This window comes from Sphaerochaeta sp. (assembly GCF_050256055.1).
In the GTDB taxonomy this organism is placed as follows: domain Bacteria; phylum Spirochaetota; class Spirochaetia; order Sphaerochaetales; family Sphaerochaetaceae; genus Sphaerochaeta.
On the sequence record NZ_JBFWIJ010000032.1, the window covers coordinates 1 to 25,806 of the forward strand.

The 25,806-nt window shown below is 52.3% G+C and carries 25 protein-coding genes; 4 read left to right on the top strand and 21 right to left on the bottom strand.

What is annotated here, in order from left to right; translation table 11 throughout:
* The 10 genes from AB7C91_RS11725 to AB7C91_RS11770 form a co-directional block, all read right to left on the bottom strand.
* Nucleotides 1–798: D-2-hydroxyacid dehydrogenase (locus AB7C91_RS11725; RefSeq protein WP_428591673.1), on the bottom strand; the 798-nt coding region annotated here is incomplete at its 3' end.
* A gap of 42 nt (nucleotides 799–840) precedes the next feature.
* Nucleotides 841–2,034 carry a diguanylate cyclase domain-containing protein gene (locus AB7C91_RS11730; protein WP_332448329.1) on the bottom strand — a complete coding sequence of 398 codons (1,194 nt, stop codon included), beginning with the start codon at nucleotides 2,032–2,034 and terminating at the stop codon, nucleotides 841–843.
* Between the two features lie 192 nt (nucleotides 2,035–2,226).
* Entirely contained in the window at nucleotides 2,227–2,802 is a 576-nt protein-coding gene (locus tag AB7C91_RS11735; RefSeq protein ID WP_428591677.1) for a hypothetical protein, read from the bottom strand.
* Nucleotides 2,803–2,965: 163 nt separating this feature from the next.
* Nucleotides 2,966–4,288 carry an amidohydrolase family protein gene (locus AB7C91_RS11740; protein ID WP_428591680.1) on the bottom strand — a complete coding sequence of 441 codons (1,323 nt, stop codon included), beginning with the start codon at nucleotides 4,286–4,288 and terminating at the stop codon, nucleotides 2,966–2,968.
* On the bottom strand, nucleotides 4,281–5,954 hold the full coding sequence (locus AB7C91_RS11745) for an adenine deaminase C-terminal domain-containing protein (RefSeq protein ID WP_428591683.1): 1,674 nt from the start codon (nucleotides 5,952–5,954) through the stop codon (nucleotides 4,281–4,283). Before AB7C91_RS11745 ends, AB7C91_RS11740 begins: the two co-directional genes overlap by 8 nt.
* A 2-nt stretch (nucleotides 5,955–5,956) precedes the next feature.
* Nucleotides 5,957–7,006: an ABC transporter substrate-binding protein gene (locus AB7C91_RS11750; RefSeq protein ID WP_332448325.1), complete on the bottom strand. Its 1,050-nt coding sequence runs from the start codon at nucleotides 7,004–7,006 to the stop codon at nucleotides 5,957–5,959.
* Between the two features lie 47 nt (nucleotides 7,007–7,053).
* Nucleotides 7,054–8,061, bottom strand: a complete 1,008-nt coding sequence (locus AB7C91_RS11755) for an ABC transporter ATP-binding protein (RefSeq protein ID WP_332448324.1) — start codon at nucleotides 8,059–8,061, stop codon at nucleotides 7,054–7,056.
* Between the two features lie 2 nt (nucleotides 8,062–8,063).
* On the bottom strand, nucleotides 8,064–8,858 hold the full coding sequence (locus AB7C91_RS11760) for an ABC transporter permease (protein ID WP_428591688.1): 795 nt from the start codon (nucleotides 8,856–8,858) through the stop codon (nucleotides 8,064–8,066).
* Nucleotides 8,851–9,684 carry an ABC transporter permease gene (locus AB7C91_RS11765; RefSeq protein WP_332448322.1) on the bottom strand — a complete coding sequence of 278 codons (834 nt, stop codon included), beginning with the start codon at nucleotides 9,682–9,684 and terminating at the stop codon, nucleotides 8,851–8,853. The genes AB7C91_RS11760 and AB7C91_RS11765 overlap by 8 nt, the downstream gene beginning before the upstream one ends.
* A gap of 199 nt (nucleotides 9,685–9,883) precedes the next feature.
* A complete protein-coding gene (locus AB7C91_RS11770) occupies nucleotides 9,884–10,240 on the bottom strand; it encodes a DUF2200 domain-containing protein (RefSeq protein ID WP_332448321.1) in 357 nt (118 codons plus the stop codon).
* A gap of 249 nt (nucleotides 10,241–10,489) precedes the next feature.
* On the opposite strand from AB7C91_RS11770, the gene AB7C91_RS11775 reads away from it, so the two are divergent.
* The 3 genes from AB7C91_RS11775 to AB7C91_RS11785 all read left to right on the top strand — a co-directional run bounded on the left by AB7C91_RS11775 (nucleotide 10,490) and on the right by AB7C91_RS11785 (nucleotide 12,567).
* A complete protein-coding gene (locus tag AB7C91_RS11775; protein ID WP_332448320.1) occupies nucleotides 10,490–11,086 on the top strand; it encodes a pyroglutamyl-peptidase I in 597 nt (198 codons plus the stop codon).
* A gap of 69 nt (nucleotides 11,087–11,155) precedes the next feature.
* Nucleotides 11,156–12,112 (top strand): FAD:protein FMN transferase, encoded by a 957-nt coding sequence (locus tag AB7C91_RS11780; protein ID WP_332448319.1) that lies wholly within the window; start codon nucleotides 11,156–11,158, stop codon nucleotides 12,110–12,112.
* Nucleotides 12,109–12,567, top strand: coding sequence for an FMN-binding protein (locus tag AB7C91_RS11785; protein WP_428591693.1), 459 nt, complete (start codon nucleotides 12,109–12,111; stop codon nucleotides 12,565–12,567). The genes AB7C91_RS11780 and AB7C91_RS11785 overlap by 4 nt, the downstream gene beginning before the upstream one ends.
* Here AB7C91_RS11785 and AB7C91_RS11790 read toward each other — a convergent pair.
* The 9 genes from AB7C91_RS11790 to AB7C91_RS11830 all read right to left on the bottom strand — a co-directional run bounded on the left by AB7C91_RS11790 (nucleotide 12,545) and on the right by AB7C91_RS11830 (nucleotide 22,044).
* Nucleotides 12,545–13,399 carry a triphosphoribosyl-dephospho-CoA synthase gene (locus AB7C91_RS11790; protein WP_332448317.1) on the bottom strand — a complete coding sequence of 285 codons (855 nt, stop codon included), beginning with the start codon at nucleotides 13,397–13,399 and terminating at the stop codon, nucleotides 12,545–12,547. The two genes, AB7C91_RS11785 and AB7C91_RS11790, sit on opposite strands and share 23 nt — an antisense overlap.
* A complete protein-coding gene (citX, locus tag AB7C91_RS11795; protein ID WP_428591697.1) occupies nucleotides 13,359–13,901 on the bottom strand; it encodes a citrate lyase holo-[acyl-carrier protein] synthase in 543 nt (180 codons plus the stop codon). The genes AB7C91_RS11790 and citX overlap by 41 nt, the downstream gene beginning before the upstream one ends.
* A gap of 4 nt (nucleotides 13,902–13,905) precedes the next feature.
* On the bottom strand, nucleotides 13,906–15,450 hold the full coding sequence (gene citF / locus AB7C91_RS11800; protein ID WP_332448315.1) for a citrate lyase subunit alpha: 1,545 nt from the start codon (nucleotides 15,448–15,450) through the stop codon (nucleotides 13,906–13,908).
* Between the two features lie 14 nt (nucleotides 15,451–15,464).
* A complete protein-coding gene (gene citE / locus AB7C91_RS11805) occupies nucleotides 15,465–16,343 on the bottom strand; it encodes a citrate (pro-3S)-lyase subunit beta (protein ID WP_332448314.1) in 879 nt (292 codons plus the stop codon).
* Between the two features lie 2 nt (nucleotides 16,344–16,345).
* Nucleotides 16,346–16,636, bottom strand: a complete 291-nt coding sequence (gene citD, locus AB7C91_RS11810; RefSeq protein ID WP_332448313.1) for a citrate lyase acyl carrier protein — start codon at nucleotides 16,634–16,636, stop codon at nucleotides 16,346–16,348.
* Between the two features lie 10 nt (nucleotides 16,637–16,646).
* Nucleotides 16,647–18,146: a tripartite tricarboxylate transporter permease gene (locus tag AB7C91_RS11815; RefSeq protein ID WP_332448312.1), complete on the bottom strand. Its 1,500-nt coding sequence runs from the start codon at nucleotides 18,144–18,146 to the stop codon at nucleotides 16,647–16,649.
* 9 nt (nucleotides 18,147–18,155) lie between these two features.
* Complete coding sequence (locus AB7C91_RS11820; RefSeq protein ID WP_332448311.1) at nucleotides 18,156–18,635, bottom strand: tripartite tricarboxylate transporter TctB family protein; 480 nt, start codon at nucleotides 18,633–18,635, stop codon at nucleotides 18,156–18,158.
* Nucleotides 18,636–18,696: 61 nt separating this feature from the next.
* Nucleotides 18,697–19,701 (bottom strand): tripartite tricarboxylate transporter substrate binding protein, encoded by a 1,005-nt coding sequence (locus AB7C91_RS11825; RefSeq protein ID WP_332448310.1) that lies wholly within the window; start codon nucleotides 19,699–19,701, stop codon nucleotides 18,697–18,699.
* A 108-nt stretch (nucleotides 19,702–19,809) separates the two neighbouring features.
* Nucleotides 19,810–22,044, bottom strand: a complete 2,235-nt coding sequence (locus AB7C91_RS11830) for an ATP-binding protein (RefSeq protein ID WP_428591704.1) — start codon at nucleotides 22,042–22,044, stop codon at nucleotides 19,810–19,812.
* Between the two features lie 63 nt (nucleotides 22,045–22,107).
* Between AB7C91_RS11830 and AB7C91_RS11835 the strand changes: the two genes are divergently transcribed.
* On the top strand, nucleotides 22,108–22,797 hold the full coding sequence (locus AB7C91_RS11835) for a response regulator transcription factor (protein ID WP_332448308.1): 690 nt from the start codon (nucleotides 22,108–22,110) through the stop codon (nucleotides 22,795–22,797).
* Here AB7C91_RS11835 and citC read toward each other — a convergent pair.
* Together citC and AB7C91_RS11845 are read right to left on the bottom strand one after the other, a co-directional pair.
* The gene (gene citC, locus AB7C91_RS11840) at nucleotides 22,779–23,780 is read right to left on the bottom strand and encodes a [citrate (pro-3S)-lyase] ligase (RefSeq protein ID WP_428591707.1); all 1,002 of its coding nucleotides are present in this window, start codon (nucleotides 23,778–23,780) and stop codon (nucleotides 22,779–22,781) included. The genes AB7C91_RS11835 and citC overlap by 19 nt on opposite strands.
* A 36-nt stretch (nucleotides 23,781–23,816) precedes the next feature.
* A complete protein-coding gene (locus AB7C91_RS11845; protein ID WP_428591710.1) occupies nucleotides 23,817–25,751 on the bottom strand; it encodes an EAL domain-containing protein in 1,935 nt (644 codons plus the stop codon).
* Between the last annotated feature and the right edge of the window lie 55 nt (nucleotides 25,752–25,806).

Genomic DNA, 25,806 nt, shown 5'->3' on the forward strand with positions numbered 1-25,806 from the left:
TGGCAAAGGTTCCGGATCAGTCACATCCAAGGCGGCTCCCCCAAGGTGACCGTTTGCAAGTACCTCGACCAACGCCTGATGCTCAATCATGCTTCCCCGTGCGACGTTGATCACATAGGATCCTGGCTTCATCTGCATCAGGCGTTCCTTGTTGAGCATGTTCTCGGTATCGGTCGTAGATGCGGCTGCAAGTACGACGTAGTCGGCTTGTTCCAGCAACTCGACAAGATGATCGATGGTTTCCAAGATGTCGATATACGCCGGTTTTTCCGACAGGGTTCGTTTTACACAGAGTACCTTCATTCCATATTCTTTCGCTCGTTTGGCAATATGATGACCCAAATCACCAAGTCCGATGACCAGCAATGTACTTTCCCAGATGTCTTTCAGCGGAAAGTATCGTTTCCAGAGTTTCTGTTTCATCTGGTCATGATAGGTAAGCAGATTATGGTTGAACGCTATGACCAAGCCCATCACATGGTCGGCGATCTGTCTGCCATACGTGCCTCTGGCATTGGTCAGCACGAAATCGTTGCGGACGAATAAGGAACGGTCCATGTACTGGGCGACTCCGCTGCTGGGAGTCTGCAGCCAGCGAAGATTCACAGCATTCGGCAAATCATCGGGTTTGGGGAATCCGACGATGATTTGGGCTTGTGCAAGTTGTTGGGCAGAATAGTGTGCCCCTTCCACAATGGTTGCCTGTATCTGTGGATACGTCTTTGCAAGCAGGGCAAGCTCCGTTTGGTCAGGACAGAAATGGGAGTGGGTGAGCAAGAGGGCGTTGACTTGATTCATGATCCATAGGCTACCAAGTTAGTAGTGCAATGGCAAGCAAAATTATTGTTGGTTGCGGATCAACGGTGTGCTTTTCAAATTGCTCCACAAAGCACGTTTCTGCTCGTACAGATCCTGATCAGCCTGAGAGATCAGTTCCTCGATACTCAACGTGCGTTGCCATTGGGCCATGCCGATGCTGACAGACAATTTCTTGTCATCCAGCTCGGCAAGCGTGATTTGTTCCACTTTCATCTTGATCTCATTGCGTACCAACTCGGCGTGTGCCAATGATGTTGAAGGAAGCAGTATGGCAAATTCATCGCCACCATAGCGGAAACAACCCTTGGGCCAGTCGACACACTCGGTAAGCGTCTTGGCGATTTGTGAGAGTACCTTGTCTCCCGTCAGATGTCCATGCACATCGTTGATGATCTTGAAGGTGTCTACATCCAGCATACATAGGACAAAAGGGCAATCATGGCGTCTGGCATCGTCATCCAATTGTGTCAAGGCATGATTGAAAGCCCGTTTGTTGCCGAGGCTGGTCAGGTCGTCCATTCCTGCTTTTCCCAAGATGGCCAGGGTGACGATGTATAAGATGAAGGTGAAGAGGATGGTGAGCACAGAGAAGCCAAGGATCAGGACCCATCGCATCTGGCCGATTCGTTGCTGAAGGAACGCGGCTGAATAGTCTACACCCACCACTCCCAACATTGAAGAGCCATCCGAACCTCGGATCGGGACATATGCTGTCAAGAATGCTCCCCATATCGGATCAATCTCCACATCGGTGACCATCGGTTTTCCGGTTTGGAATACTGTTAGCTCAATGGGGTTCATCGCATCCGAACTGCCGAATGGGGAAAAAAGCTTGCTTGACGACTGTTCAGCATCCAAGACGTACCGTGCACTGTGCATATCAACCATACTCATGGTGTAAATGAAGGTCGCATCGGTCTTGGCCTTGATTGCCTGAAGCATGTCGTTCATCCGGTGGTAATAGGCTTCTTCTCGGCTGCCGGGAACAAGCGAATCCGCATTCACCAGACTTGCATACTGTCCTTGGTCCTGTTGCAGGAAAATGGCAATGGATTGGGCGATCTGTTCGGCATTGTCTTTGGTTTCCTGCACCAGCATGGTTTTGGAACGGGAGAACACATAGAGCGCCGGGACGAGCACCGCGATGCTTACGACTATACATAAGAGGAGCAATACTTTTCGTTTCCACGCCAGCAGGCGGCCGGTGAATCCCATACGGTTTCCTTATGATGGTGCAGGATGCAGGAGAACGAAGATGAACACATGCAGTGTTGTTACGTACTTATAACGGAAAACCATCCTCTTGTCACCTGCTTCGCACCAATTTGGAAGGAGTATCTGGGAAATTTTTGGTACAAAATCCAAGCATGCAGATGGCCGGCAGGTTTCCTGTCGGCCATCTCAAGGCTAGGTGAAATCTGCTTGGAAGCGGACCGAACTGAATGGACCGCACAGGGTATTCTCCGAAAGTCCGACTACCGCTTCATGCGGTGCAAACCGATATCCGGACAGTACAGTGATCGTGAAAGTCTTGAAAATGTGCAATTCCAAGCCGCTGGCGACACTGCTGTAGAAAAAACTTTCCAATTGCGGGAAGTCCTGTTCGGCTTGGGCATGTCCAACCGCCATGTTTCCGATGGAAAGCTGGGCCATCGGGTTGAACGTAGCATCCCTGAATAAACGAACCGTGGCGGACAGCCCACTCATTAAGGCGAAGGCACTGTCGACTTCAGTAATGGTCAGGTCCGTACCGCAATCGGGGAAATCGGAAAGCAGCTGGCCGACGAGGAAAGTCTCCACACTGACTCGATCCGACAATGGGGTCCCGAGCGAGAGCCGTACATAGGGTGCTTGCTCCCCTTTGATTTCAGCCTTTCCTTTCTCAAATCCAAGATACGGTTGGAAGAAATCCTGGGCGCCCAAGGATGCGACGCCGAGGAACAGAACGACAAGACAGACAGACAAACGACGTGTGTGTTTCATACAGGTTCCTGATACATGAAAGATGAGGATGAGCAGTCATCCGGAAAGTATCATGCAAGAACCTTGCCAACATACAAATCATAAAACGGTTTTGTTGTTTCTTTGATGTTCTGGATAGGAAAGCCTGAACAGTGGTGAAATCGGCCACCAACAGTCGGTGTAATCAACCACTGATGAGTTTCTGTGCCTGGGAAAAGAAGGGTCTGGCCGCCTGCGCAAAATTCACTTTCAGTTCCTGCAGATCGCAGAGGGTGAGGGTATGGTTGCACACCACATGCACACCCTTGGAGAACAGGTGCCTGACGTTGTGCGGCCCTGCGCTGTAGACCACCACCGAGTAGGGATCGAAGCAGGGTTGCATATTCGGTTGTTCCAGCCCGAGTACGAGGATATCAGCATCCTTGCCCGCTTCCAGACTTCCGGTGGAATGCCCGATGCCAAGCGCCTCTGCCGCACTACGGGTGGCCATCGGTACGACCGAGCGGGCAGGCAATACCGTTCGGTCGGCTTCGGCATTCTTCTGAAGAATGGCGCACAGCTTCATCTGGGTGAAGAGATCAAGCGTATTCCCGCTTGCCGGTCCATCGGTCCCCAGGCATACCCTGATACCGCGTTGCAACATCTCATGCACCCTGGCCACCCCCTTCCCCGACTTGGCATTCGCTCCCGGACAATGGACTACCGTCACCTTGTGTTTTGCAAGCAAGTCAAGGTCGTTGTCGGTGGTTCTGACGCAATGCGCAGCCAGCAATCGGGCATCCAACAGACCTTGGCTGTCCAGATATTCGATCGGAGTTTGTTGGAATGTGCTGGTGTAGTAATCCCACTCGAAATCCATTTCCGAAAGATGCATCGTCCATCGAAGGCCCTGTTCCTCTGCAAGTTGCTTCAGCTTCCGTAGATGTTCCACCGATACGCTGTACGGGGCATGGGCGGCGTAGATGCGCCTTGTACAGGGAGTGTTCTGGATGGATGAGGCGTATGCAATGGCTTGTTCCACATGAGAACTGTTGCAGGGGCTTTCCTCCATGACCGTCTCCCCTGCAAAGAGGGAGAAATGCATGGCAGATGCGATTTTTGCAATTTCCTGTTCATAGTAGTACATGTCCACGGCACACCCGATACCAGCGAGTTGCATTTCCGCTATGGCAAGGGCAGCAGACGCCTGTGCCAAATCGGCCGTCATGCAGGATCGTTCAAGTGGAAGCAGAAATCGTCTGAGGCGATCGGGAATATCGTCACCGAGGCTTCGGAAGGCAACCATACCGGTGTGGGTGTGGCAATTGATCAAGGAGGGAAGGACAAGTGCATCAGAGCAATCCAACTGGTCGAAGCTGGCATACAAGGGGGGCAGATCCGCATCCGGTCCGATATAGGCGATGTGTCCGTCTTCGATCACCAACGCCCCGTCATGGTGGATTGTCTCGTTTGCATCCCCAATCAGGATGGTGGCATGTCGGAGCACAACTTGCGCTGTCTCATGCATAGTACGTTCTCCAGTCGATCACTTTCTGGTTGATTACGTCGACCAAACCTTTGTCAGTGATCTTGACCTGAGGGGAAACCGGCAGTGCCAGGACGGCAAAGTTCATGATCTCTTCCTTTGCGCGGTACCCATGGTCCACCAGCCACGATCGGACCTGTTTGATCTGACGGGCGAGCACATCGATCGGTTCGGTGGAGATGATGCCGCCGTAGGGCAATGGTATCACTACTTCTTCTGTATCATCAACCAAGGCGATGCCCCCTTGGGTTTTGATGACCAGATTCACCGCACGCACGGCAAGTTCCACACTGGTGGCCAATACCAGCAGGTTATGGCTGTCATGTGCCCAGGAAGAACAGATTGCCCCGGGTTTGGACAACCCGTTTTTCAGGAATGCCGGAATGATGGGATCCTCATGACCGTATCGTTCGACGACTGCAAGCAGGTTCAAATGGAAATGGGAAAATGCAAATGATGATCCTTGCTGGACAACCTCCTGCTTGGCAAAGCGGGTGAAGGTTGTATGTTCTTCCCGTTCAATGACCGGGATGGTATGGCAGCCTTGTGGAAGGTGTAGATCAATTTGATCGGCTTGGATCGGTTTTCGCTGGATTGAATGTAGATATCGATCTTTCAACGTTGGCAGTTGCTGACGATTGAGCAGTCCGTCTTTGGCGGTATACACCAACGTCCCGTGTTTGTATACGGAATGGATGTGCAGTGTCTGTAGATCATCGAGGAGGATGAAATCAGCACATTTGCCCGGTTCGATCCGGCCGCGGTCGAACAGCCGCATTCTCCGGCTCGGGCTGGAGGTGGCTGCATGAATGACCTGTTCGACGCGCATGCCGAAGCGTAGGGCTTCTCTGAGGACTGCATCCAGATGACCCTCATCAACCAATACGTCCGCAAGAACGTCATCGGTACAAAAACAAAACGATCCGGTAAGCCGAGGGTCCTTCAAGGCATCGATGGTCTCTTGGTTGATGCTCTTTCTCTGGATTTCCAGAAACATGCCGTTTGACGCTTTTTCCCTGATGGAATCAGCGCTTTGATGGGTATGGTCGGAGTCGACTCCTGCGCTGATGAAACGCGAGAGTTGTTCCCCGCTGATTCTTGGGCAATGGCCTTCAACGGGAGCCTTCGGTCTGTACTCCTTGAATGTTCGGATGATCCGTTTGGTCCGGTTGTCATCCTCGCTGAAGAGGTCATTCGCATTCATGATCTCCCCGAGTGCGATGATATCCTCTCGTTTGCACAGTTGCCGCACCTCTTCGGCATCAATGTTGCCGAAACTGGTTTCCAGGGCCGGAGAAGTGGAAGGAACGCTGGACGGAATGGCATAGAAGACATCAACGACGGAGGGAAGGTCCATGTAGTCCGACAATCCCTCCACCCCAAACACATTGGCCACCTCATGGCAATCGGCGACGAGAGTCGTCGTGCCATGAGGAAGAACGGCATTCGAAAACTCTGTAACTGTGGTCATGGAGGATTCGATATGCATATGGATGTCGGTGAAACCCGGGATGAGGTACAAAGGCTCATCCCGGTCGGCCTGGCCGTCTCTTTGGACGTGCCTGATCGTATCCTCGAAGAAGACCGAGCCTTCGTCGAAGCGTTGATAGGCACTGTTGTAAATCCAAAGATTTTCTAGCTTGTCCACAGTTACTTGTTCATCAACCGGTTGAAACGATCCACCCAGGCTCCCATCAGAGGGTTGACCACCGTGAAGTCGACCATCTTTGCTCTTGCGGCAACATCGCCGACCGTCTTGTTTGCAGCCAGTTCCGGAGTAAGGGTTACCAGAGAATTCACAGGAGCCTCGTTCAGCGCTTTTGCGGTCCTCAGTTCAGTTTCAGCATTGAGTCGATAATTGACATATGCTACGGCCAAATCACGATTCTTGGTGTTCTTTGCAATGTTGATCACATTGAAGTTGGCATACGTTCCTGATGCGGGTACGACGAAGACCGCATCGGGATCGGCCTTGCTGATCACCGGTACGCCGAAATCCCCGACGATAGCGACGGCGATCTCCCCGTTGGCGAACAAGGATGCCACATCACTCGATTTGGCGTAGGTCCTTAGTACATTGGGTTTGAGCGCCTCCAGCGCCTTGAATGCGGTTTCTCCCTTGTCCGATGCGAAATCGACGCCCTTGGCATCGCTGCACATGACCAGGAAGGCCGGTCCGAAGGTAGTGGTGATATCGGGAATGGAAATCTTGCCCTTCAGAGCCGGATTCCACAGGTCTTCCCAACTGTTGATCGTCATTCCTGCTTTCTTGGGATTGTAGATGATGCCGATGCTGTTCAGTGTATAGGGAGCGCCAGATCCGCTGTCGATCAATGCCTTAGCGCCAGGGATCAGTTTGGCGTAATCGGTCAAATCCCCAGCCTTCAGAGGAGCAAACAGGCCGTCTGCCACGCCGTCAGCGGTGTTTTTCTGGGAAAGCTCGATGACATCAACTGTAGAGTTCGGGTCGTTCTTGAGCTTCGTGTAGCGTTCCTGGGCGTTGCCGGTGTCCAGCACCACTTTGACGTTGTACTGTTTTTCAAAGGGTTCGTACACTTCTGACCACAATGCGTCTTCAGACAGCCCCCATGTGGAGACGATCAACTGCTTCGGTGCCGATTCCGTGCTTCCGGCGGCGAACATTGCGCCCATGCTGAACATCAGCAATACAACGCTGACCAATGCAATACGTTTCTTCATAGATTCCTCCCACTTATCACTCCATCGTCTGATGGATGTCCATCGACCTACCGGTCGAGAAAGACTGCCTGTTCGCTCTCGATATGCAACGCCACCGTTTCCCCGACCTCCTTGGGAATCTGGTGCGTGCTGGTCACCGTTACCGTCCCCAGGTCGGTTTTCAACTCATACTGGTAGCTTTCCCCGAGATAGGTTCTGACTTCAACGGTTCCGTGGATCGCAGATTGCTTGGTATCGACCATTTCGATTTTCTCCGGTCGTATGCACCAAAGCTTTGCGTTGCTTTTTTCCTTGGGTATGGTCAAGCCCATTTTCTGAGCCGTTTCGATGGGAAAGAAGTTCTTGAATCCGACGAATCGGGCAATCATCTCACAAGCCGGGTTCGCATAGATGACCTGCGGGCTATCACATTGTTCGATCCTTCCCTTGTCCATGATTGCGACCCGGTCGGAAATGGAGAAGCACTCCTCCTGGTCATGGGTGACGAAGACGGTGGTGATGCCCAGTTCTTGCTGGATGCGCTTGATGGTGGAGCGCATCTGTACGCGCAGTTGTGCGTCAAGGTTGGAAAGCGGTTCATCCAACAGCAGGAGCTTGGGTTCAATGACCAACGCCCGTGCCAAGGCTACCCGCTGCCTCTGGCCGCCGGACAGCTGTTTGGGAAACCGCTCTTCATACCCTGCGATGCCGCAGATGTCCATCATGGTCTTCACTTGTTTGGAGATGGATGCGGTATCGAGTTTGCGCTGACGCAGCCCGAAAGCGATGTTGTCAAAGACGGTAAGGTGGGGAAACAGTGCATAGCTTTGGAAAACCAGACCGAAATCCCGCTTATGCACCGGAATATGGGTCATATCCACCCCGTCAAGGGTGAAGGTGCCTGCAGTAGTCTCGATGAGTCCTGCAATGACCCTCAGGGTCGTGGTTTTCCCGCAACCCGATGGACCGAGCAGGGAGAGCAACTCTCCTTTATGCAATTCCAGATTCAGGTCCTGAAGGATCAGGTGCTTCTTGTCGTAGGAAACGTCGATATGGCTCAAAGCTCCGTATTGCATGCTCATTCCCCTTTCACTACCTTGGTCTGTCCTCTGGTCATCGAACGGTCCAGCAAAATCATGAACAGAACCGTCATGCCCATGAGCATGACGGAAAGTGCACTGACCGTCGGGTCGTAGTTGTATTCTATGTGGTTCATCATTGCATAGGGCAGGGTGTTCATCCCCGGTCCCTTCAGATACATCGATACCGGGATATTGTTGAAGGAATTGATGAAGGAAAGCATGAAGGCAGATGTAATTGCGGGTCTGAGGTTGGGTAGGACGATGACCAGGAATGCCTTTGTTGGAGGACAGCCCAGGGTTCGTGCCGCTTCCTCAAGGCTTTCATCAAGCTCCTTCAGGCTGGAGGCGATGATGCGTACGCAATACGGAAGGACGACCAGAAGGTGTCCGAGAATCAGGGCTGTATTGAGTGGAAGCTGGATTTTCACCACCAAAAACAGAAACAGGACATAGCCGATGACGATGCCGGGGATCAAGGAAGGGGAGAGAAAGAGCGAGAGCAGCGCTTTGCTCAGACGCGACGGGCGTTTGACCAAAGCCGTGGATGCAACCAGGCCGATGATGATGCCAAGCAGGGAAGCTGCCACGGCAAGGATGAGGCTGTTCTTGAAACTCTGCACTAGGGCCCGTGACTTGAATACCTTGGCAAACCACTGAAGGCTCACTCCCTGCAAGGGGAGCGAGATGGTGTCTGCACTGTTGAATGAGGTGATGATGATCAAAGCAAGGGGAAGGAAGATGAACAGGAAGGTGAGAAACGCGATGATGGTGACCAGTCGATGTTTATACATGTTCGGCCCCTCGCTTGTCCACATATCCTGCCATAAGATTGAATAGTCTCATCACTCCCAGGCTGACAACGATCATGATGAACGCAATCACTGCCGACGTTGACCAATTGGACAAGGTATTTGATTGCTGGTACAACAACGAGGCCAGCATCATGTTTTGGTTTCCGCCCAGCAGTGTGGGAGTCGTATATGCGCTGATGGTACCCGAGAACACCAATACCGAAGCGACCAGGAGGCCGGAGAAGGAAAGGGGAATGATGATTTTGAAAAAGGTTTTCGTAGGGGAACAGCCGAGGCTGTAGGAGGCTTCGACCACTTCCTCCCCGATTCCTTCCATAACTGAGGTAAGGGTGGAGATCATGACCGGAAGGAAGAGGTAGACGCTGCCGATGACGATGGCAAAATCGGTGTACAGCAACTTGAGCGGTTCATCGATGAGTCCGATGTTGAGGAAGAATTGGTTTACCAGTCCATTCCGCCCCAGGATGCTGATCCATGCAAATCCGCGGACTACTGCATTGGTCAACAGGGGGAACATGATGACGGAAAGCAGGATGCGACGGGTTTTTTCCTTACAAAGACTGATGTAATAGGAGGTGGGGAGTCCGATGACGATGCAAATGAGGGTGGTGAGCGCCGAGAGACGCAAGGAACGAAGGAAAATCGTCCTGAAGAATGGGTCGGAGAAGAAGTCGAAGTAGGAGGAAAGCGTAAAGGAAGGAGAGAAGAATGTGGGGATGATCGTTGCCGCCAACGGGATGAGCAAACAGAATATTGCAAGCAACAGCGACGGGGCTATTGCCAGGACGTAGTGTTGTAGTTTCATTCGTCAGCTCCCCATCGTTGCATCATTTCTGCAACACATCGTCTACCATTAGTTTGCTTTACCATCTACATATATAGCGATGTTCAGAAGCGCATGTCAATATGGCCGAAGGGCAATCTTGTTGCGTGATATGTTGCATTTTTGACGTATTTTTCTGTAATGTAAAGAAAACATCCGGAACCGGCGCACCAAGTTTTGACTAGCTGTTTTCCCGAAGGATTTTCTCCATCGGCCTGCCCTTGGCCAATTCATCGATGAGCTTGTCCAGATACCGTACCTCCTGCATGATGGGATCCTCAATGGTCTCGATACGGACGGAACAGATGACCCCGGTTATCAGCTTCCGTGCCGGGTTGGGAGCAGGACATTCTGTGAAGAAGGTCTCGAAGGTCGAGCCTCGTTGTATCTGCTCCTCCAGGTCCCTGGTGGTGTATCCGGTGAGCCAGTGTATGATCTGGTCAACCTCTTCCTTGGTCCGGCCCTTTCGTTCCGCCTTTGCGACCAGCAAGGGATATACCTCAGCAAATTGCATGGTATGAATGTTACGTTTTGCCATGGGAACAACTCCTGTTTGATGCAATCAGTATATCCGTAGGAAAGGGGAGCGTATAGGGCGAAAATATTCAAGGAAATTTGAAAATACAAGGAGTCGGCGCTCTGTTGTACAACAATATCGAATGATATACTTTTCGCTATGTTTCGCATACAAAGGTTGCAGTCGAATGCTGGATTGTCACTTTCAAATGCATTGCAGGCCATTCCATTGAGATGAAGCATACATTCTGACTAACAATGAGGTACTCATATGAAAGTTCTTTTGACGGCCTTCGAGCCCATCAAAGGGGAGGCGATCAATCCGGCTTCGGAGGTCATGAAACAGGTCAGACCTTGGCTGGGCAGTGCCGAGGTGTCCAAGCTTTTAGTTCCGTTGGTGTACGGTACAGCTTTCGACAGTGTGCAAGAACAGATGGATCGAATCCATCCGGATCTCATCCTGTGCCTTGCCCATGCTCCGGGTAGGGCGGATACAGCACTCATCCGTACGGCGCTTAACCTTGCGGATGATAACCGAAGGGACAACGCAGGCAACCAGATGTTGGACAGGATGGTGGATGCCGGTGGTCCTGCAGCTTACTTCACCACGGTGCCGGTCAGACCGATGCTTGCCGCCATTCATCGCCAAGGGATTCCTGCCAGCCTGAGTGATACGGCAGGTACGTTCGTCTGCAACCATCTGCTGTATGCATTGCTGCATCGGGTTTTCGAGCGGGGTGAAGCGATGAGGTGTGCCTGCATGATGATTCCTTCCATACCCTCGCAGGTGGTCGACAGGCCTACCAGAGCGAGCATGTCGCTCTGTGACAGCATTCGTGCCGTTGAAGCCGTCATTCAAAGTATTTGATCAGAACTCATCTTTGGAAGCCAAGGCAGTATTGACTTACTGGAAAATGAGTTGTCATATGAAAGGAAGATGAAGCACCACGTTGTTGCCCATTGCATCCATTCCTCATTACACACCACGTGTTCCTATTCTGTGTTTGGAGAAGGTGCCGATGTTGCCATCACCGCCTTACGGCAAACCGTTGAACAGGGGGAATTGATGCTCAGTCGGTACAAAACCGGAAGTGAGGTGAGTAGCATTAACGCCAATTCCGGCTCTCCGGTGGTAGTCTCTCCCCCTGTCTATACATTGCTCTCACAAATCTTTAAGTATGCAAAGTGGTGCGATGGTTTGTTCGACCCTACCATATCCCCTTTGATGGATGTCTGGGATTGGCAGCATGCAAGCAAGGCTCCGCTGCAAGCGAATATCGAAGAGGCTGTCAGCCTGGTCAATTACCGCGATTTGGTCTTCGATGCGCAGAATGGCGCCGTCAAGCTTTCTCGTCAAGGACAGGCATTGGATCTGGGAGGAGCCGGGAAGGGCTATCTTGCAGACCAATGCACCCAACTGCTTGCCTGGATGGGCTACTCGTCGGCATTGGTCAACCTCGGGGGGAATGTCGCTGTATTGGGAAGCCGCGAGGACCGGACGAGTTGGAGCGTCGGGGTGCGTCATCCAAGAATCGCATCCGCACTGGTTGGAACGCTGTCGGTCAGCGATGTCTCGGTAGTGACCAGCGGAGACTATGAGCGGTTTTTCCTTGATGACCAGAACCGGCGTTGGCATCATATCCTTGACCCCCGTACAGGCTATCCCGCCGATTCGGGGCTGCTGAGTGCAACGGTCGTGCACCCTTCCTCCTTGTGCGCCGATATCTTGTCCACTGCCTTGTTTGTCGCAGGAATGGAGGCGGCTCTGCACCTGTTGACGTTGTTTCCCGCAGCAGAGGCTTTGTTCATTGATACAAACTTGGAAATCTTCCTTACCAAAGGATTGCGCCGGTACTTTCACCCGGCATCGGGGAGCGTCGTGAAAATTTTATGAAACGGAAACCAAAGGAGAAGCGGCACATGTGGTGGATAATCATCTTGATCATAGGTTTGGCGATCATCATCGCATTGGGCGTCGTCCTGCTGATGGATGGTCCGTCCAGGCAGGAAGCCATGCAGCTTGCCTTTGCGCCCATAGATTTTTCCCACCTCAAGGATGGAACCTACCGCGGAGAATACCGGGGGACGAAGTCCCACCTCCGTGACACCCAAGTCGAGGTTCTCGTCAAGGAGGGGAATGTAGTATCGGTCATGATTCTCAAAGGTGCGGTCGATGCACAGGGAAAACCGGTCAAACTGACCGGCAACAAGACCTTGCAGGAAGTCTTCAGCCAAGTGCTGCAAACCAAGAGTCTGGAGGTGGATGCGATCAGCGGGGCGACCATTACCACCAAGACCCATTTGAAAGCATTGGAACAGGCCTTGCTCAAGGCTGAAGCAACCGACTGATGGTATGCAGATAGAGCGTAACCCCCAAAAGGTCTGCAGCTCCACCGCTGGAGAGGTTTCTTTCGATGAATGCTTGATCCAACTGCTCAAGGCGGACGATGAACTCTGCTTCACGCTGCGTCGGCTCAAGCAAAAGCATCTGCTCGGCTGAGGCTTGTACATAGGACAGTGCCTGCTCGCCGCCTCGGGAGAGCACGTTGGTATCTTCCAATTTTGCCATCAGGACCAACAGCAGATGGACGCATTCAGCGTCTCGGAGATCCCGATCGGGAGGCAGCAACGGTAGGATATGGGTACGGATGGTGGGAAAACCATCCATCACCTCCCCTCTGATTCCCCGATGCCCACGACTCAGATACAGGAGTTCCCCATGGGTCTTGCCTGGCCTGAGGGTCATCTGCGAAAATTCCTTTTCCAAGGTGCGCTTGGTCATAGCTGAGGCGAGCAGGCAAAGCCGATCGCTTTCCAGTCCGAGCCCGGCTTTGATCGCATACCCGGTTACGGCTGCCAGGATTCCCAAGGAAAACAGGGCTCCTTTGTGGGTGTTTACCCCACCGGTAGCAGCAAACATTGCCTGTTCCCCGGCCAGCCCAAGTTCCCGCACCGGAGCGAACAAAGCCTCAAGCTCTCCTTCCCAGCCGAGTGCCAACTCGGCGATGGCACGGAAGGTCGGCTTGAGGGCTTGGGCGCTTCGTTCGAACAACTCGACGGAAAGATCTCGATGCGCACCTTGGGAAAAGAGGTCGACCAACCCTGGTTTCGGGGTGGTCCGCACCTCTTTCAGCAGTGCGTCATAGATTGATCGGGCGATAGAATCCGCTGTTTGACACATAGGTGGATAGATGGTCTTGAGTGAAGGCCTCAAGTTCCTCGATGGTGTGCGTTGCATTTCTGCGGCAAACCGTTGCCTCCTCATTGCAGAGAAAACAACGACGGGATGCATGTCCGATCTCTTTCCTCCCCAATGACGTTCCATTCCTCAGTTTCACATCAAGGTCGAGCCACCGACCGATCGGATGGTTGGTTTCGAAGTCCACCAACAGTTCTTTCATCCGTTCGGCCGTGGTGGTCTGTCGGATGAAAAATATTGCGAACGGACCACTGGCCGGTGCCTCCTTGTGCAGGAGCAGCAGCTGGCCGCTCCCCAAGGTGACAAACAGATCCTGCAAGGCCAAATCAAAGGCACGGCAGATGAGATTCGAGGATTTATGAGGTCCGGCAATGTTCATGGTCGCAACAACCAAGGCAGGCAGGCCGGAGGTGAAATACGCTTCGACCATCTGCGTACGGGCATCCCGCCCGGCGAGCAATTCTGCAAGACTCACGTCAGCCATCGCATCAATCCTCCGTATCCTTGACTTGCCGGACCAAATCAATGACCGACCCGTCACGGTAGGTGACCACCCCGACAATCTTGTCGGTATAGGTAATGGGCATCGGTTGGCCGACCAGCTTCAGTGCCTTTTGCTGCAATTCCCTGATCTCGACCACATGAATGTCTGCATCGATCAACTTCTGTTTCAGGTCGGGCCTGCTCGGATTGACGGCAACGCCGTGATCGGTGACGATGATGTCGATCGTCTTGCCTGGGGTGACCAGACATTCCACCTTCTCGACGATGGAGGCCATACGGCCTCGGGTCAGGGGGCAGGTGATGATCGAGATCGCCGCTCCAGCCGCCGTATCCTGATGTCCGCCGATGGCTCCTCTGATTAAGCCGTCGGAACCCACCAGAACGTTCACGTTGAAGTTCACATCCACTTCCAGGGCGGAAAGAATGACGAAGTCCAACTGGTTCACCGCACTGCCATCATTGTTCGGACTGGCATAGTAGGAAGCCGAGATCTGCTGGTGCATCCGATTGTTCTTCAAGGAGTTGGCGGCATCGAGATCGAAGGACTGTACATCGAGGATTTTCTTGATCAAGCCTTCCTCATGCATGGTTACCATTTGTCCGGTGATCCCTCCCAAGGCGAAGGATGCCTTGATGTTGTTCTGGACCATCCGATCCCTGAGGAACCGGGCGACTGCCAAAGAAGCACCTCCCGAACCCATCTGCATCGAAAATCCGTTTCGGAATAGACCGGAAGCCTCGATGACGTCGGCTGCGGTTTCTGCGATCATCAATTCCTTCGGGTTTTTGGTGTAGCGGGTTGCTCCCACCATGATGCCCTGGGGGTCGCCGATCGCATCCACCTTGACGATGTAGTCGACGTCACTCTCGGGAACGCCGAACGGGACATTGGGGAAGGGGACGATGTTGTCGGTGAGGATGATCACCTGCTTTGCATACTGGGCGTCAAGCTTAGCATATCCCATGGAACCGCAGACAACCCCGTTGTCGTTGTCTCGACTGTAGCCGTTGGCGTTTCCAAACGGATCGCAGGATGGCGCACCGAGGAAGGCAACGTCGATGGGGACTTCACCCGATTCGATCGCAGCAGCCCGTCCTCCATGGGATCGGAAGATGACTGGTACGTCCATCAACCCGCGGCTGATCGCATCCCCAAGCTCACCTCTGATCCCGCTGGTCTCGATGCGGTAGATCACTCCGTTCCTGATATGCTCGATCAAGGGTTTATGGATGTCGATCAACGAGGAAGCGGCAAGGGTCAGACCCTTGATTCCCATCTTGGCGATGGTGTCGACCACCATGTTCAGGACAAAGTCACCATTTCGGAAATGATGATGGAAACTGATGGTCATCCCATCCTTCAGGCCGGATAGTCTGATGGCCTCTTCCAGGGAGGAGACGATCTTGTTCTTGCTTTGTTCCCGTTCACGAAGCGTTAGATAGTCCTTGTGGACTTGTTCCTCCACAAACACCCCATGCAATTCCTTACGGAATTTCTGGTAATACGGGATTTTTGACAATGGTACCACGATGTTCTCCTTCCCTATTTCAGGACTTTGGCTGCACGAGCCAAATCCAAGACACGCTGTGCCCTGAGTACAATCGGCCGGTCGATCATCTTGCCGTTGAGGCTGATGACGCCGCTGCCCTTTCTGTTTGCTTCCTCGATGGCAGCCATGATCGCCAGGGATTTATCGATTTCCTTTTGCGTCGGGGTATAGATTTCAACCACCGGTGCAATCTGGCGTGGGTTGATGATGGACTTCCCGTCAAATCCCAGTTGCTTGATCAATTGCACCTCAGCCTTGAATCCTTCCTCATTGTTTACGTCCGAATAGACGGTATCCAACGCTGCAATGCCGGCGACCCGGGCGGCATGGAGGATCATCGAGCGGGCGAAAAGCAATTCAATGCCTTCGGCCGAACGATTGGTCTTGAGGTTGGTCACATAGTCCTCGGCTCCGAGTGCAATGCCGATTAGGCGTTTGCTCGCCAAGGCGATGGCCGGGGCGGCCAGGACCCCTCCGGCACTCTCAATGGCAGCCATCATGTTCGTAGAGCCGACCGGTTTTCCGATTTCCTGCTCGATACGGGCAAGCTGTTGATCACAGAAGACCACATCCTCAGGCCCTTCGGTCTTTGGCAGGCGGATGACATCAACGTTGGCCCGTACCATGGCTTCCAGGTCGGCGATTCCGATGGGGGTATCGAGTGCGTTGACCCGGACAACTTTTTCCTTATCCCCGTAATCGATGGTCGTCAGCGCATGGAACACCAAGGAACGGGCAGCGTCCTTCTCGGTGACGGACACACTGTCCTCCAAGTCGAACATGATGCTGTCGCATCCATAGATATAGGCATCCTTGACCATTGCCGGGTTGTTGCCCGGAATGAACATCATGGTCCTTCGTAGGCGTTCCATACTCATGCCTCCCAATGGTAGTCGGTGCTGTCTGCACTGCGATACAAAGCGGTTTCGGTCCGTGCCTTGATTACACAGTCCAAGGCACCTTGGTCGACCGCCGTGATGTCAGCATCGGTGACTCCCATTCGTCTGGCACACTCGGCAATGACCGCCTTGATCTGCTTGCCGAATTGTTTTTCCACGGAGCTGGTCAGATGTACGGTGATGCCCGCTTGTTCGGGTTTTGCCACCGTAATCATGATGTCACTCGATTCCATGGTTCCAGCCGATGCTGTTTTCTTGATTTCCATTTCCATCCCCTTATGCGTTTCGAGCTTTTCTTTGACGGAGTCTTTCCTGGATGAAAGGCAGCAGGATTGCACCGATCGTCAGAAGAATCAGGATGATGCAAAGCGGGCTGCTTACCAAAAAGTCAAAGCTCGAATCGGCGATTTTGTAAGCTCTTCTGAAGCTCTGCTCCATACTGTTTCCGACAATGACCGCAAGAACCAAGGGTGAGGTGGGGAATTTCGATTTGACCAGGAAATATCCCATGACACCGAAGATCAACAACAGATAGAACGAAGCGGTGCTGCTTGCGATTGCGTAGGTTCCGATGAACGTCAGGGCAAGTACGATCGGGTAGAGTACTTTCGGGGGAACGGACAGGACACGAACCAAAAGACCTGCCATCGGAATGTTGATGATGGCAAGAATGATGTTACCGATGAACATGGAGGCGATCAAACCCCAGACGATCTCGGTCTGCATCTGGAACAACTTCGGACCGGGCTGGAGGCCGAGCATCATCAGCGCTCCCATCATGACGGCGGTGGTTCCCGAACCAGGGACGCCGAGGGCGAGCATCGGGATCAAGGCACCAACGGAAGCAGCGTTGTTCGCGGCTTCCGGGGCAGCAAGTCCTTCGATGGCCCCTTCTCCGAATTCTTGGGGATGGCTGCTGATTTGCTTTTCCGTGGAATAGGCCATCAAGGAAGCGATGGTTCCTCCGGCTCCAGGAAGCACACCGACGAAGAAACCGAGCGGCGTGGAACGAAGGATGGGTTTCCAACAGGCTTTCCAGTCTTCCTTGGAAATCCATATCTTGCCGAACTTGGTTTGCATCTGTTTCTTGCCGTCGGAGATGTTCTTGAAGCTTTTCAGCACTTCGCCGAGGGCGAACATGGCGATAATGACGATCAAAAAGTCGATGCCGCCCTGCAGATCGAGGATGCCGAAGGTAAAGCGCGAGACGCCGCTTTGCATATCGATGCCGATGGTTGCGATCATCAAACCAATGACCATGGACGCAAACCCTTTGACCTTATCCCCCTCACTCATGGTAGCTGTGGCCGTGAGGGCGAACAGATAGAGTAAAAAGTATTCGGCTGGGCCGAACTTGAGGGCGAAACGAGATACCGGGATGGCCAGAAAGGCGATCAGGAAGGTGGAAATGGTACCACCAATGAAGGATGCGATTGCGCTGATGGCCAATGCCTGTTCAGCCCTGCCTTTCATCGCCATTGGATATCCATCGAAGGTAGCTGCGATGGCAGCTCCATCACCGGGGGTATTGATCAGGATGGATGCACGCGATCCACCATACATGGCTCCGTAATAAACACCGCCCATTGTGATCAGGGCTGCGACCGGGCCCATGGTGAAGGTAAGAGGAAGCAGAACCGCAACACCGGTTGCCGGTCCAAGACCGGGAAGCATGCCGACGACGGTTCCCAGGATGCCTCCGATGGTGACCCAGAGAATATTCATAGGTTGAATGGCAACGCCGAAGCCTTGCAACAAGAGGTTTATACTTTCCATACAGGACTCCTATACGAACTTGAGGAACGAAGTGGGCAGGAAAATGCCCAAGGCGGTGTTGAACAACAAGAAGGCCACGACGGAGAAGATCAAGGCGATGATCAAGGACTTGACCCAGCCTTTCTTCCCGCGGAAAATGATCAATTCCAAACCAAGGAAGATGAACGTGGAGAAGACGTACCCGATGCGATCGAAAAGCAGGGCATAGAGAACGCCGTTGATGATGGTCCATACGATATTCTTCTCGGCAGACCCGAATTCCAGGGACTTCTTTGCCTTGGCCTTTTCTTCATCGGTTTTTGGAAATTTCCGGATTTCCTCAAGAACCAACAGGATTCCGAACAGCAGCAGGGCAATGCCGAGCATCAGGGGAAATACTTTGGGAGCGCCTGGGTTGCCTATCTTGGCTGCGGGTAATAACAAGGTTGCAATGGTATACAGTGCACCGAGCAACGTTACCACCATTGACATAATCATTGATAAAGACATGGGATCCTCCGAATAAAAAGGCCCCACTGAGTTGCAGAGGGGCCTTTGTGTGTCTACTTGGTTAGATCATCCCGATTTCGGTGAGGATCTGCTTGTACGAGGCCTCGGTTTCAACAAGGAACTTGTTGAAGTCGGGAGCGTCGAGATACACATTGTCCCAACCGTACTTCTTCAGGACTTCCTTCCATTCGGGAGTCTGAACCATCTTGGCCAGGGTCTCTCTCCAGTAGGTCTGGGCATATTCGGGCATGTTCGGAGCACCGAAGAGTCCTCTCCAGTTCTGGAAGGTTACATCAATGCCCATTTCCTTACAGGTCGGGATCTCAGCCTGGGCACCGGTTCCGATACGATGGTCGGAGGTCTGTGCAAGAGCTTTCAGGTCGCCGGAGTCAACCAGACCCATGACGTCTGCAAGACTGGTGGAGAACAGATCGATATGACCGCCCAAAACCTGGGTTGCGCCGTCGGAATCGAATGCAATGTAGTCGATCTTGTCGAGGTTCTTGACACCAGCGGCTGCTGCAACGATGAGGAACTGGACATGGTCCATGGAACCTGCTGCAGAGGTACCGCCGATCTTTACGGACTTCGGATCCTTCTTCAAGGCATCCATGACATCGTTGATCGTCTTGTACGGGGAGTCGGCTTTGACAACGAAGGCGGCGTAGTCAGCGATCAGGCGGGCCAGAGGGGTGGTGTTGCGGAAACCATAGGGGCTGGTACCATTCAGATTGAAGAAAATGAGGGGTGGGGAGTAAACGGTGATGGTTCTGTCATCATTCTTCTTGGTCTGCAGGGTTCCGAGATGGACTGCTCCACCTGCGCCCGGAGCGTTGCGTACCGGCATGGGGACTGTTACCAGTTTCGTGTCAGCCAATACATTGGCAACCGTGCGGATCGTCAGATCCCAACCACCACCTGCACCGGCGGGCGCAACAAAATCCATGTTTCCCTTGGGGTAATTTACCGTAGCTGCTGCGGAACCACCCTCAGCTGTTCCGTTTGCAAATACAGCAACCGGCAGAAGCATGAGAGCAACAAGCATTGCGAGCAAAGCTTTCTTCATAATCTAGTCTCCTCTTTGTGAATGCAAAGGCACAAGGCCCTCTTTGATTGTAGTATTGGGGTCCAGCTCTTAACGTACTCTTACAAAATTCTAAATTTACGTTAATAACTACAATTTCAGGACATCAAGAATCTCTTCTTCCAGTTCGTTTACCAACGCAGGTTTGAGCACATATCCATCCAGGACTCCTGTGCTCACTGAGTCGATGACGTCTTTGCTGATCGTGGAAGTCAACAGGACGATGGTCAGCGAAGGAACCGTTTGCCGCGAGCGCATCGCTAGGTCGGTCCATGCGATTTCACGTAATTCATCGTCGACCACCAATACGGAGAAGGCCTGTTGTTGCAATACCTCCAGAACATCGAGACTGTCTTGCATCTTGGTCACTTGATACCCTCGTTTGGACAGTCCTTTGGAGAACAGCCGCAGGGCAATGGCATCCTCATCGACGATCAAAACGTCAAGTACTGCGGGATCTTGTTTCTTCAGGCTGGGGATGAGTTCCTGTTCGGGCTCTGCAATCGGTTTTTCCGAGAGTGGCAGCATGATGGTGAAACTCGATCCCTTCCCCGGTTCGGACGAGACCAGGATCTTGCCGTGATGCGCATTGATGATGTTCTCGGAAATCAGCAAGCCTAGGCCGCTTCCGCCTTGCTTGCCCTTGGTGGTGAAGAAAGGATTGAAAATCTGCTTTTGCGTCGTCTCATCCATACCGCAACCGTTGTCAGTGATGCGAATGCACCCGTAGGTGTTGGGTTTGCCGGAACCGGAATTTGCATGCGGTGCCTCCTCGGAGGAAGGATCGAGATTGAAGGAGAGGTTCAGCTGGCCTTCCTGCTTGCCGATTGCCTCGATGCCATTGACGATCAGATTGAGTACCACCTGTGTCAGTTGGGTTGTGTTCCCGAACAGGAAATATTCATCATCGGGGGAAGTGCAGGAGAAATGGATGGTTGAGGGCATCAATCCTAGAGAGAGTTTTTCCAACTGGGTGAAGAAATGCTGTACCGATATCTGATGGAAGGTCATATCGGTGTTCTTCCTTCCGAAAGCCGATATCTGCTGGATGATCTCCTTGGCTTTCTCGCTGGCATCAAAGATTTCCTTCACATCACCCCATTCTGGATCCTGTTTCGTTTTCTGGGCGAGCAGCATACCTGAGTACCCCATGATCGGGGTGAGCAGATTGTTGAATTCATGGGCGATGCCGCAGGTCATCGTTCCGATGATCTCCAGCCGTTGTTGGTGGTTCTTCACCCGCTGGTTCTCATTTACCAGCTGAAGCGTACGGTTCAGTTCCCGCAGGTAGCGGTTTTCCTTCTCCATCTCTTCCTTTCGTCTTCCCGCATAATAGAGGTAGACGATCAACCCGATGAAGACAAGGGAAATGGCCACCACCAGGACACTGACCTTCGCAAACATGGCCTGTACTGGTCGGAGTATTTCATCGTAGTCAATGATGGCGCTGATGATGAAGAAACCGGAGTCTGCGATTGCCGGTACATATACGCTCAGTTTCTTTGAGGGGGTCGGGCCTTGGTCGTAGAGCCAGTGACCAATGAAGGTTTCGCTTCCTTCCTGTTGCTCTCCTTGGTGTCCGATGATGGTAGACATGGCTTCCGGATTACCTTGTTTGCCTTGCAGGAGCGAACGGTAGACTTCCCCTGCATCCTCGCCGATGATGGAGGGGCTGCTGGACATGACGACCAGGCCGTCGCTGTTCTTGACCAGAATGTCGGTCCCCGGATCGATCTTGATATGGCTGACCAAGCGTTGGTACATCAAATCCAGGTCGAGCATGGCGGTGACAAAGTATCCTTTGGTATTGGAGACGGTGATGCCTAAAAACGCATGCATGGGATTCTCATTGGTCAGATAGATGTTCATGGTTGCGAATTCGTTTTGGCTGACCAAAGCCGCCTTGGTGTAGTTTTTCCGTTTGAGCGACCAGAAGCTGGAGGATAGATGGTCATCGGTGGAGATGATCATATTCTCGATGACCTGGGAGTAATACACGCAGAACAACAGGGAGATCTGGTTCAACGGCCAGCCCTTTTTTTCGTCGGTGAAGGTAACCAAAGCGTCATTGAAGTCCTTGGTGTTGACGAAAAACTGCAACGACTGTTCAGTTTGGCTGACCTCATTCTCAATGCTGATCGAGATGTTGCGTACGATGTTCGCATAGGTGGCTTTTTGGCTTTCGATCATCCGGTTGGAATATTCCTTGAGCAGGGCCGCCAGGAGGAAAATCAGGACAAAGCCGATGAGTACGCTTGCGATCGCCGGCCAAAGGACGCGCAGGTTCCGTGAATTCCGAGTTTGTTCCTGTTCTTTTTGTTCCATCGTTGCAAAACCTTTTTTGTATTGTATACTGAATCGTATTCGCTTCCAAGGAGTGATTGAGGAATGACTAATCGTGCACTTGTGGTTGATGATGATGAGACGATCCGCAAAGTCTTGGCAAAAGTATTGGCCAGCAATGGGTTGGAAGCTACACTTGCCGAAGACGGGGAGACTGCGCTCACCTTGATCAGTGGCAATCCCGACGTCTTCCAGATCATTCTGCTGGATGTCATGCTGGGGGCTAACGATGGGTTTTCCGTGCTCAAGGCCATCCGTTCACAAGGGATACTCACCCCGGTAATCATCATCAGCGCCCGCAATGAGGATTACAATACCCTGTATGGACTGGGTATCGGGGCGGATGATTATATCGCCAAGCCATTCAATCCCATCGTATTGGGAGCCAAAATCCAGGCGTTGATCCGACGGGCCAATCTGGCTCAGAAGGAGCCGAATCCGATCATCAGCCTCGGTCCCTTCATGCTCAACACCAAGACGTTGCATTTCTTCAAGCATGACCAGGAGCTTTTTCTCTCCGGTAAGGAGCTGTCCTTAATGCAACTCTTCATGTCCCACCCAAAGCAGGTGTTCTCCAAGGAGGCACTGTATCAGCAGGTTTGGGGCAATACGGTCGTTGACGACAACACCATCATGGTGTATATCAACCGGCTGCGTGCCAAGATTGAGGACAATGCCAAAGAGCCGAAATACCTGGTCACCGTTTGGGGCGTCGGTTACGTTTTCTCCGTATAGAACAACCTCCTTCCTTCCTCGCTTGCTAAGTATTGATAGGTGGAATCCGGCACCAGCGGCCGTACTTGTTCAACGTTGCCTTGCTGCATCAATGCCCGGACTCTTGAGGCGCTGATCACTTCCCCTTGGGTTTCCTTTCGTTGGAGAACGATGACCTCCACCCCTTCGGATGGGAGCAGCGCAAGCATTTCCCGGTTGTAGGAATCGGTGATGGGACTGAGCGGCTCGGTACCGAGAAATCGTTTGGTTATCTTCAGTTCTTTTGCAAAATAGTCGATGAAAATCCTGATGTCCAACCCTGCGTTCGCCTCCGCCACCGTGTCCTTGGGAAGAAAGTAGGTGGGGAAGGTTGCCGAGGAGACAAGATAGTTGCTGCTGTCCTGTACATATACACGGTCAAGGTCGGCGCAGCCCTCCCGGACAAGACGCAGTCTTGCCGCTGGCGGTACGATGCTCTTTGCCGACGAAAGGACGAATACCTGCAGTTCATCAACCTGTTGGAGGGCTTGCTCGACCAGATAGCGGTGTCCCAAGGTGAAGGGATTCGCATTCATGACGATGGAGCCCACCACACCGCTGCGTTGTCCGGGAAGTGACTTCACAAAGGTTTTGATGCCATGCCGTCGATTTTCCATCAGTAGCACCGATTCTGTTGCGGCAATGGGATAGAATGCAAAGGGTTTGAAAAGTTTTTCGTTTTTGGGCTTGGTATAGATGAACAGATGGCGGAAATCCCGTTCATTGGCTCGTTTCACCAATGCGGTGAGAATGGTCCCCAGTAGTCCTTCCCCTTGTCGGTCTGATGCTACGGCGATGCATTTGAGCACCCCTTCGTCCAAGCTCCCGCTTCCCACCAGATTTTCGTCGTCGTAGATTAGGATCGTATCGGAGGCTTGTGGTTCGAATTCGAGGTCATGCTTTTTGAGGAATGCTCGAACCGATTCATACTCTTTGGTGCTTTGTGCCCAGCATTCGTGTATCATAGGTGCAGTGTAGTGGAGCTTTTTTCGATTGTCAGCTTAAATATCGTTAAGAACTGGACACCCGGCACAGTTTGCGAAGAGCGAGAGAAACCTGTCTTCCGCCAAGGGTTCGGAATAGTAGTAACCCTGTACCCGGTCGATCATCAATGCTTGTACCATGAGTGCTTCCTCTTTGCATGCAACCCCTTCTGCCGTAATCGTTTTACCCAGTGCATGCAGCATTGATGAGAGAAGAGCGAGCAACTGTGGGCTTTCTGGAGATTTCAGGATCATTTGTTTGTCGAATTTGATGGTGTGGAGGGGAAGGTCCATCAGCATGGAGAAATTGGAATAACCTGAACCGAAATCATCCAAGGCGAATTGGATGCCGTATGAGGAGAGGGTGTGCATAACCTGTTTGACGGTATCATGCGACTGGATGATCATGGATTCGGTTATCTCGAAACTGATCAGATGCTCCGCGATTCCCTGCGCTTGGATGTGCTCCAAGAGATCATGTGCCAGCAACGCGTTTGTGAAATCCTCTGCACTGAGGTTGACCGAGATGGATTGGATGGATTGTCGCACTTTTGGATGACGGCCGAGCAATGCGCAAACCCGATCCAGGACAATGAAGGTCAGGTCCCTGATCAGGCCGGTTTGCTCTGCGATGGGAATGAATTGATCGGGTTGCAGAAACCCAAGGTGGTTGTTCTGGATGCGCATCAAGGCTTCGGCTCCGCTCAATGCCCCGGTCTTGTTGTCATGGATCGGCTGGTAATACACCTGTACCTGTTCCGGTCGGCGGATGGCTTCTCGCAGGGCGCTGATGATATCCAGCCGATGTTGGTGCACCTTGAGGATGTTTGCATCATACACCAGCAGCGATGTGCTTTGTTGTGTTTTGACCTGTTGGAGCATCTGTTCGATGATGTACATCAGCTCATCAAACGAGCTTGCTTGTTCAGGGATGTGGATAACCAAAAGGTGCAGGGAGAGATACACGGTTTCCTCTCCGAGTTGCCAGGGATCTTCCATACGCCGCTGTAATTGACCGGCACATTCCAATGCTGATGAAGCTTGGTGTAGCAAGAGACAGAATCGGTCATCCTTCAGCCGGAATGCTTCTTGGTTGTACGGCATTGTTTTCAAATAGGCGGCAAGTTCTTGCAACATGCGATCACCTGTGTTGCGACCATGGCGGGAATTGAAAAGTCGGAAATTTTCGACATCAACCAACAATAGACTGTATTGACTTCTGTTCCTGAAGGCTTTGATGAGTCTGCGCTGCAAAAGGGGTCCCATGGAAAGGTTTGTCAGGTCATCCAAAACCACTGCATCGCGGTGGACGACCAGATAGTTGAGAACCAGCATGAAGGAATTGACGGTAACAAACAAAGTCAGTTCATGTGTAATACGGAATGTTGCCAGTGCAATGCTGAGCGTGAAGGGGAGGAGAAAAGCCAGAAATGGCTTTGAACCTTGCAAGGTTTTGAGGTTCCAAAGAGGGGAAATAAGCATAACCAGACATAAGAAGGAACTCAAGATGAATAAATAGGAGGATCCTGGTGTAGTCCAGATATAGGTGAAAAACGGGGTGGCAGGGTAGAAATGCTGGACTGGAAGGTCTGCAAACACCAGAAAGGCAAAGAGGACGAGCGGCAATACCAGCAAAGTGGAGAAACGGGATACCTGCCTGGTGTCTTCGGCTACATTTATAAGGGAAAAGTGTACCCAGAGAGTAAGTAAGAATGGTATCGAAAGTACATGCAAGGCCCAGAGGATCCTCGCTTCCCATAAGCCAAGACGAAACAGGTTTTGTGATGCACCATGGAGCATGATGTTCAGGACCAAAAAGCAGGTGTAGGTGACGGCAAGCTCGGCGAAGAAGCGGCTGCCTTTGTCCTGCTTGGGCAGGGGGTATCTTCGTACATCGAAGAAAATGAAGAGCAGCAGAATTGTCGAAAGTACGCTCGCTTCAAGTATATGCATGTCAATTCTCCTCTACAGGTGCACTGGCAGCAGGTTTGAGAAGCCAAAAGAGTGA

Excerpts from the sequence above, each read along its gene's own strand:
- AB7C91_RS11730 (WP_332448329.1), bottom strand. The coding sequence starts at position 2,034 with ATGGGATTCACCGGCCGCCTGCTGGCGTGGAAACGAAAAGTATTGCTC.
- AB7C91_RS11735 (WP_428591677.1), bottom strand. The coding sequence starts at position 2,802 with ATGAAACACACACGTCGTTTGTCTGTCTGTCTTGTCGTTCTGTTCCTC.
- AB7C91_RS11740 (WP_428591680.1), bottom strand. The coding sequence starts at position 4,288 with ATGCATGAGACAGCGCAAGTTGTGCTCCGACATGCCACCATCCTGATT.
- AB7C91_RS11750 (WP_332448325.1), bottom strand. The coding sequence starts at position 7,006 with ATGAAGAAACGTATTGCATTGGTCAGCGTTGTATTGCTGATGTTCAGC.
- AB7C91_RS11755 (WP_332448324.1), bottom strand. The coding sequence starts at position 8,061 with ATGCAATACGGAGCTTTGAGCCATATCGACGTTTCCTACGACAAGAAG.
- AB7C91_RS11760 (WP_428591688.1), bottom strand. The coding sequence starts at position 8,858 with ATGTATAAACATCGACTGGTCACCATCATCGCGTTTCTCACCTTCCTG.
- AB7C91_RS11765 (WP_332448322.1), bottom strand. The coding sequence starts at position 9,684 with ATGAAACTACAACACTACGTCCTGGCAATAGCCCCGTCGCTGTTGCTT.
- AB7C91_RS11770 (WP_332448321.1), bottom strand. The coding sequence starts at position 10,240 with ATGGCAAAACGTAACATTCATACCATGCAATTTGCTGAGGTATATCCC.
- AB7C91_RS11775 (WP_332448320.1), top strand. The coding sequence starts at position 10,490 with ATGAAAGTTCTTTTGACGGCCTTCGAGCCCATCAAAGGGGAGGCGATC.
- AB7C91_RS11780 (WP_332448319.1), top strand. The coding sequence starts at position 11,156 with ATGAAGCACCACGTTGTTGCCCATTGCATCCATTCCTCATTACACACC.
- AB7C91_RS11785 (WP_428591693.1), top strand. The coding sequence starts at position 12,109 with ATGAAACGGAAACCAAAGGAGAAGCGGCACATGTGGTGGATAATCATC.
- AB7C91_RS11790 (WP_332448317.1), bottom strand. The coding sequence starts at position 13,399 with ATGTGTCAAACAGCGGATTCTATCGCCCGATCAATCTATGACGCACTG.
- citX (WP_428591697.1), bottom strand. The coding sequence starts at position 13,901 with ATGGCTGACGTGAGTCTTGCAGAATTGCTCGCCGGGCGGGATGCCCGT.
- citE (WP_332448314.1), bottom strand. The coding sequence starts at position 16,343 with ATGGAACGCCTACGAAGGACCATGATGTTCATTCCGGGCAACAACCCG.
- citD (WP_332448313.1), bottom strand. The coding sequence starts at position 16,636 with ATGGAAATCAAGAAAACAGCATCGGCTGGAACCATGGAATCGAGTGAC.
- AB7C91_RS11815 (WP_332448312.1), bottom strand. The coding sequence starts at position 18,146 with ATGGAAAGTATAAACCTCTTGTTGCAAGGCTTCGGCGTTGCCATTCAA.
- AB7C91_RS11820 (WP_332448311.1), bottom strand. The coding sequence starts at position 18,635 with ATGTCTTTATCAATGATTATGTCAATGGTGGTAACGTTGCTCGGTGCA.
- AB7C91_RS11825 (WP_332448310.1), bottom strand. The coding sequence starts at position 19,701 with ATGAAGAAAGCTTTGCTCGCAATGCTTGTTGCTCTCATGCTTCTGCCG.
- AB7C91_RS11830 (WP_428591704.1), bottom strand. The coding sequence starts at position 22,044 with ATGGAACAAAAAGAACAGGAACAAACTCGGAATTCACGGAACCTGCGC.
- AB7C91_RS11835 (WP_332448308.1), top strand. The coding sequence starts at position 22,108 with ATGACTAATCGTGCACTTGTGGTTGATGATGATGAGACGATCCGCAAA.
- citC (WP_428591707.1), bottom strand. The coding sequence starts at position 23,780 with ATGATACACGAATGCTGGGCACAAAGCACCAAAGAGTATGAATCGGTT.
- AB7C91_RS11845 (WP_428591710.1), bottom strand. The coding sequence starts at position 25,751 with ATGCATATACTTGAAGCGAGCGTACTTTCGACAATTCTGCTGCTCTTC.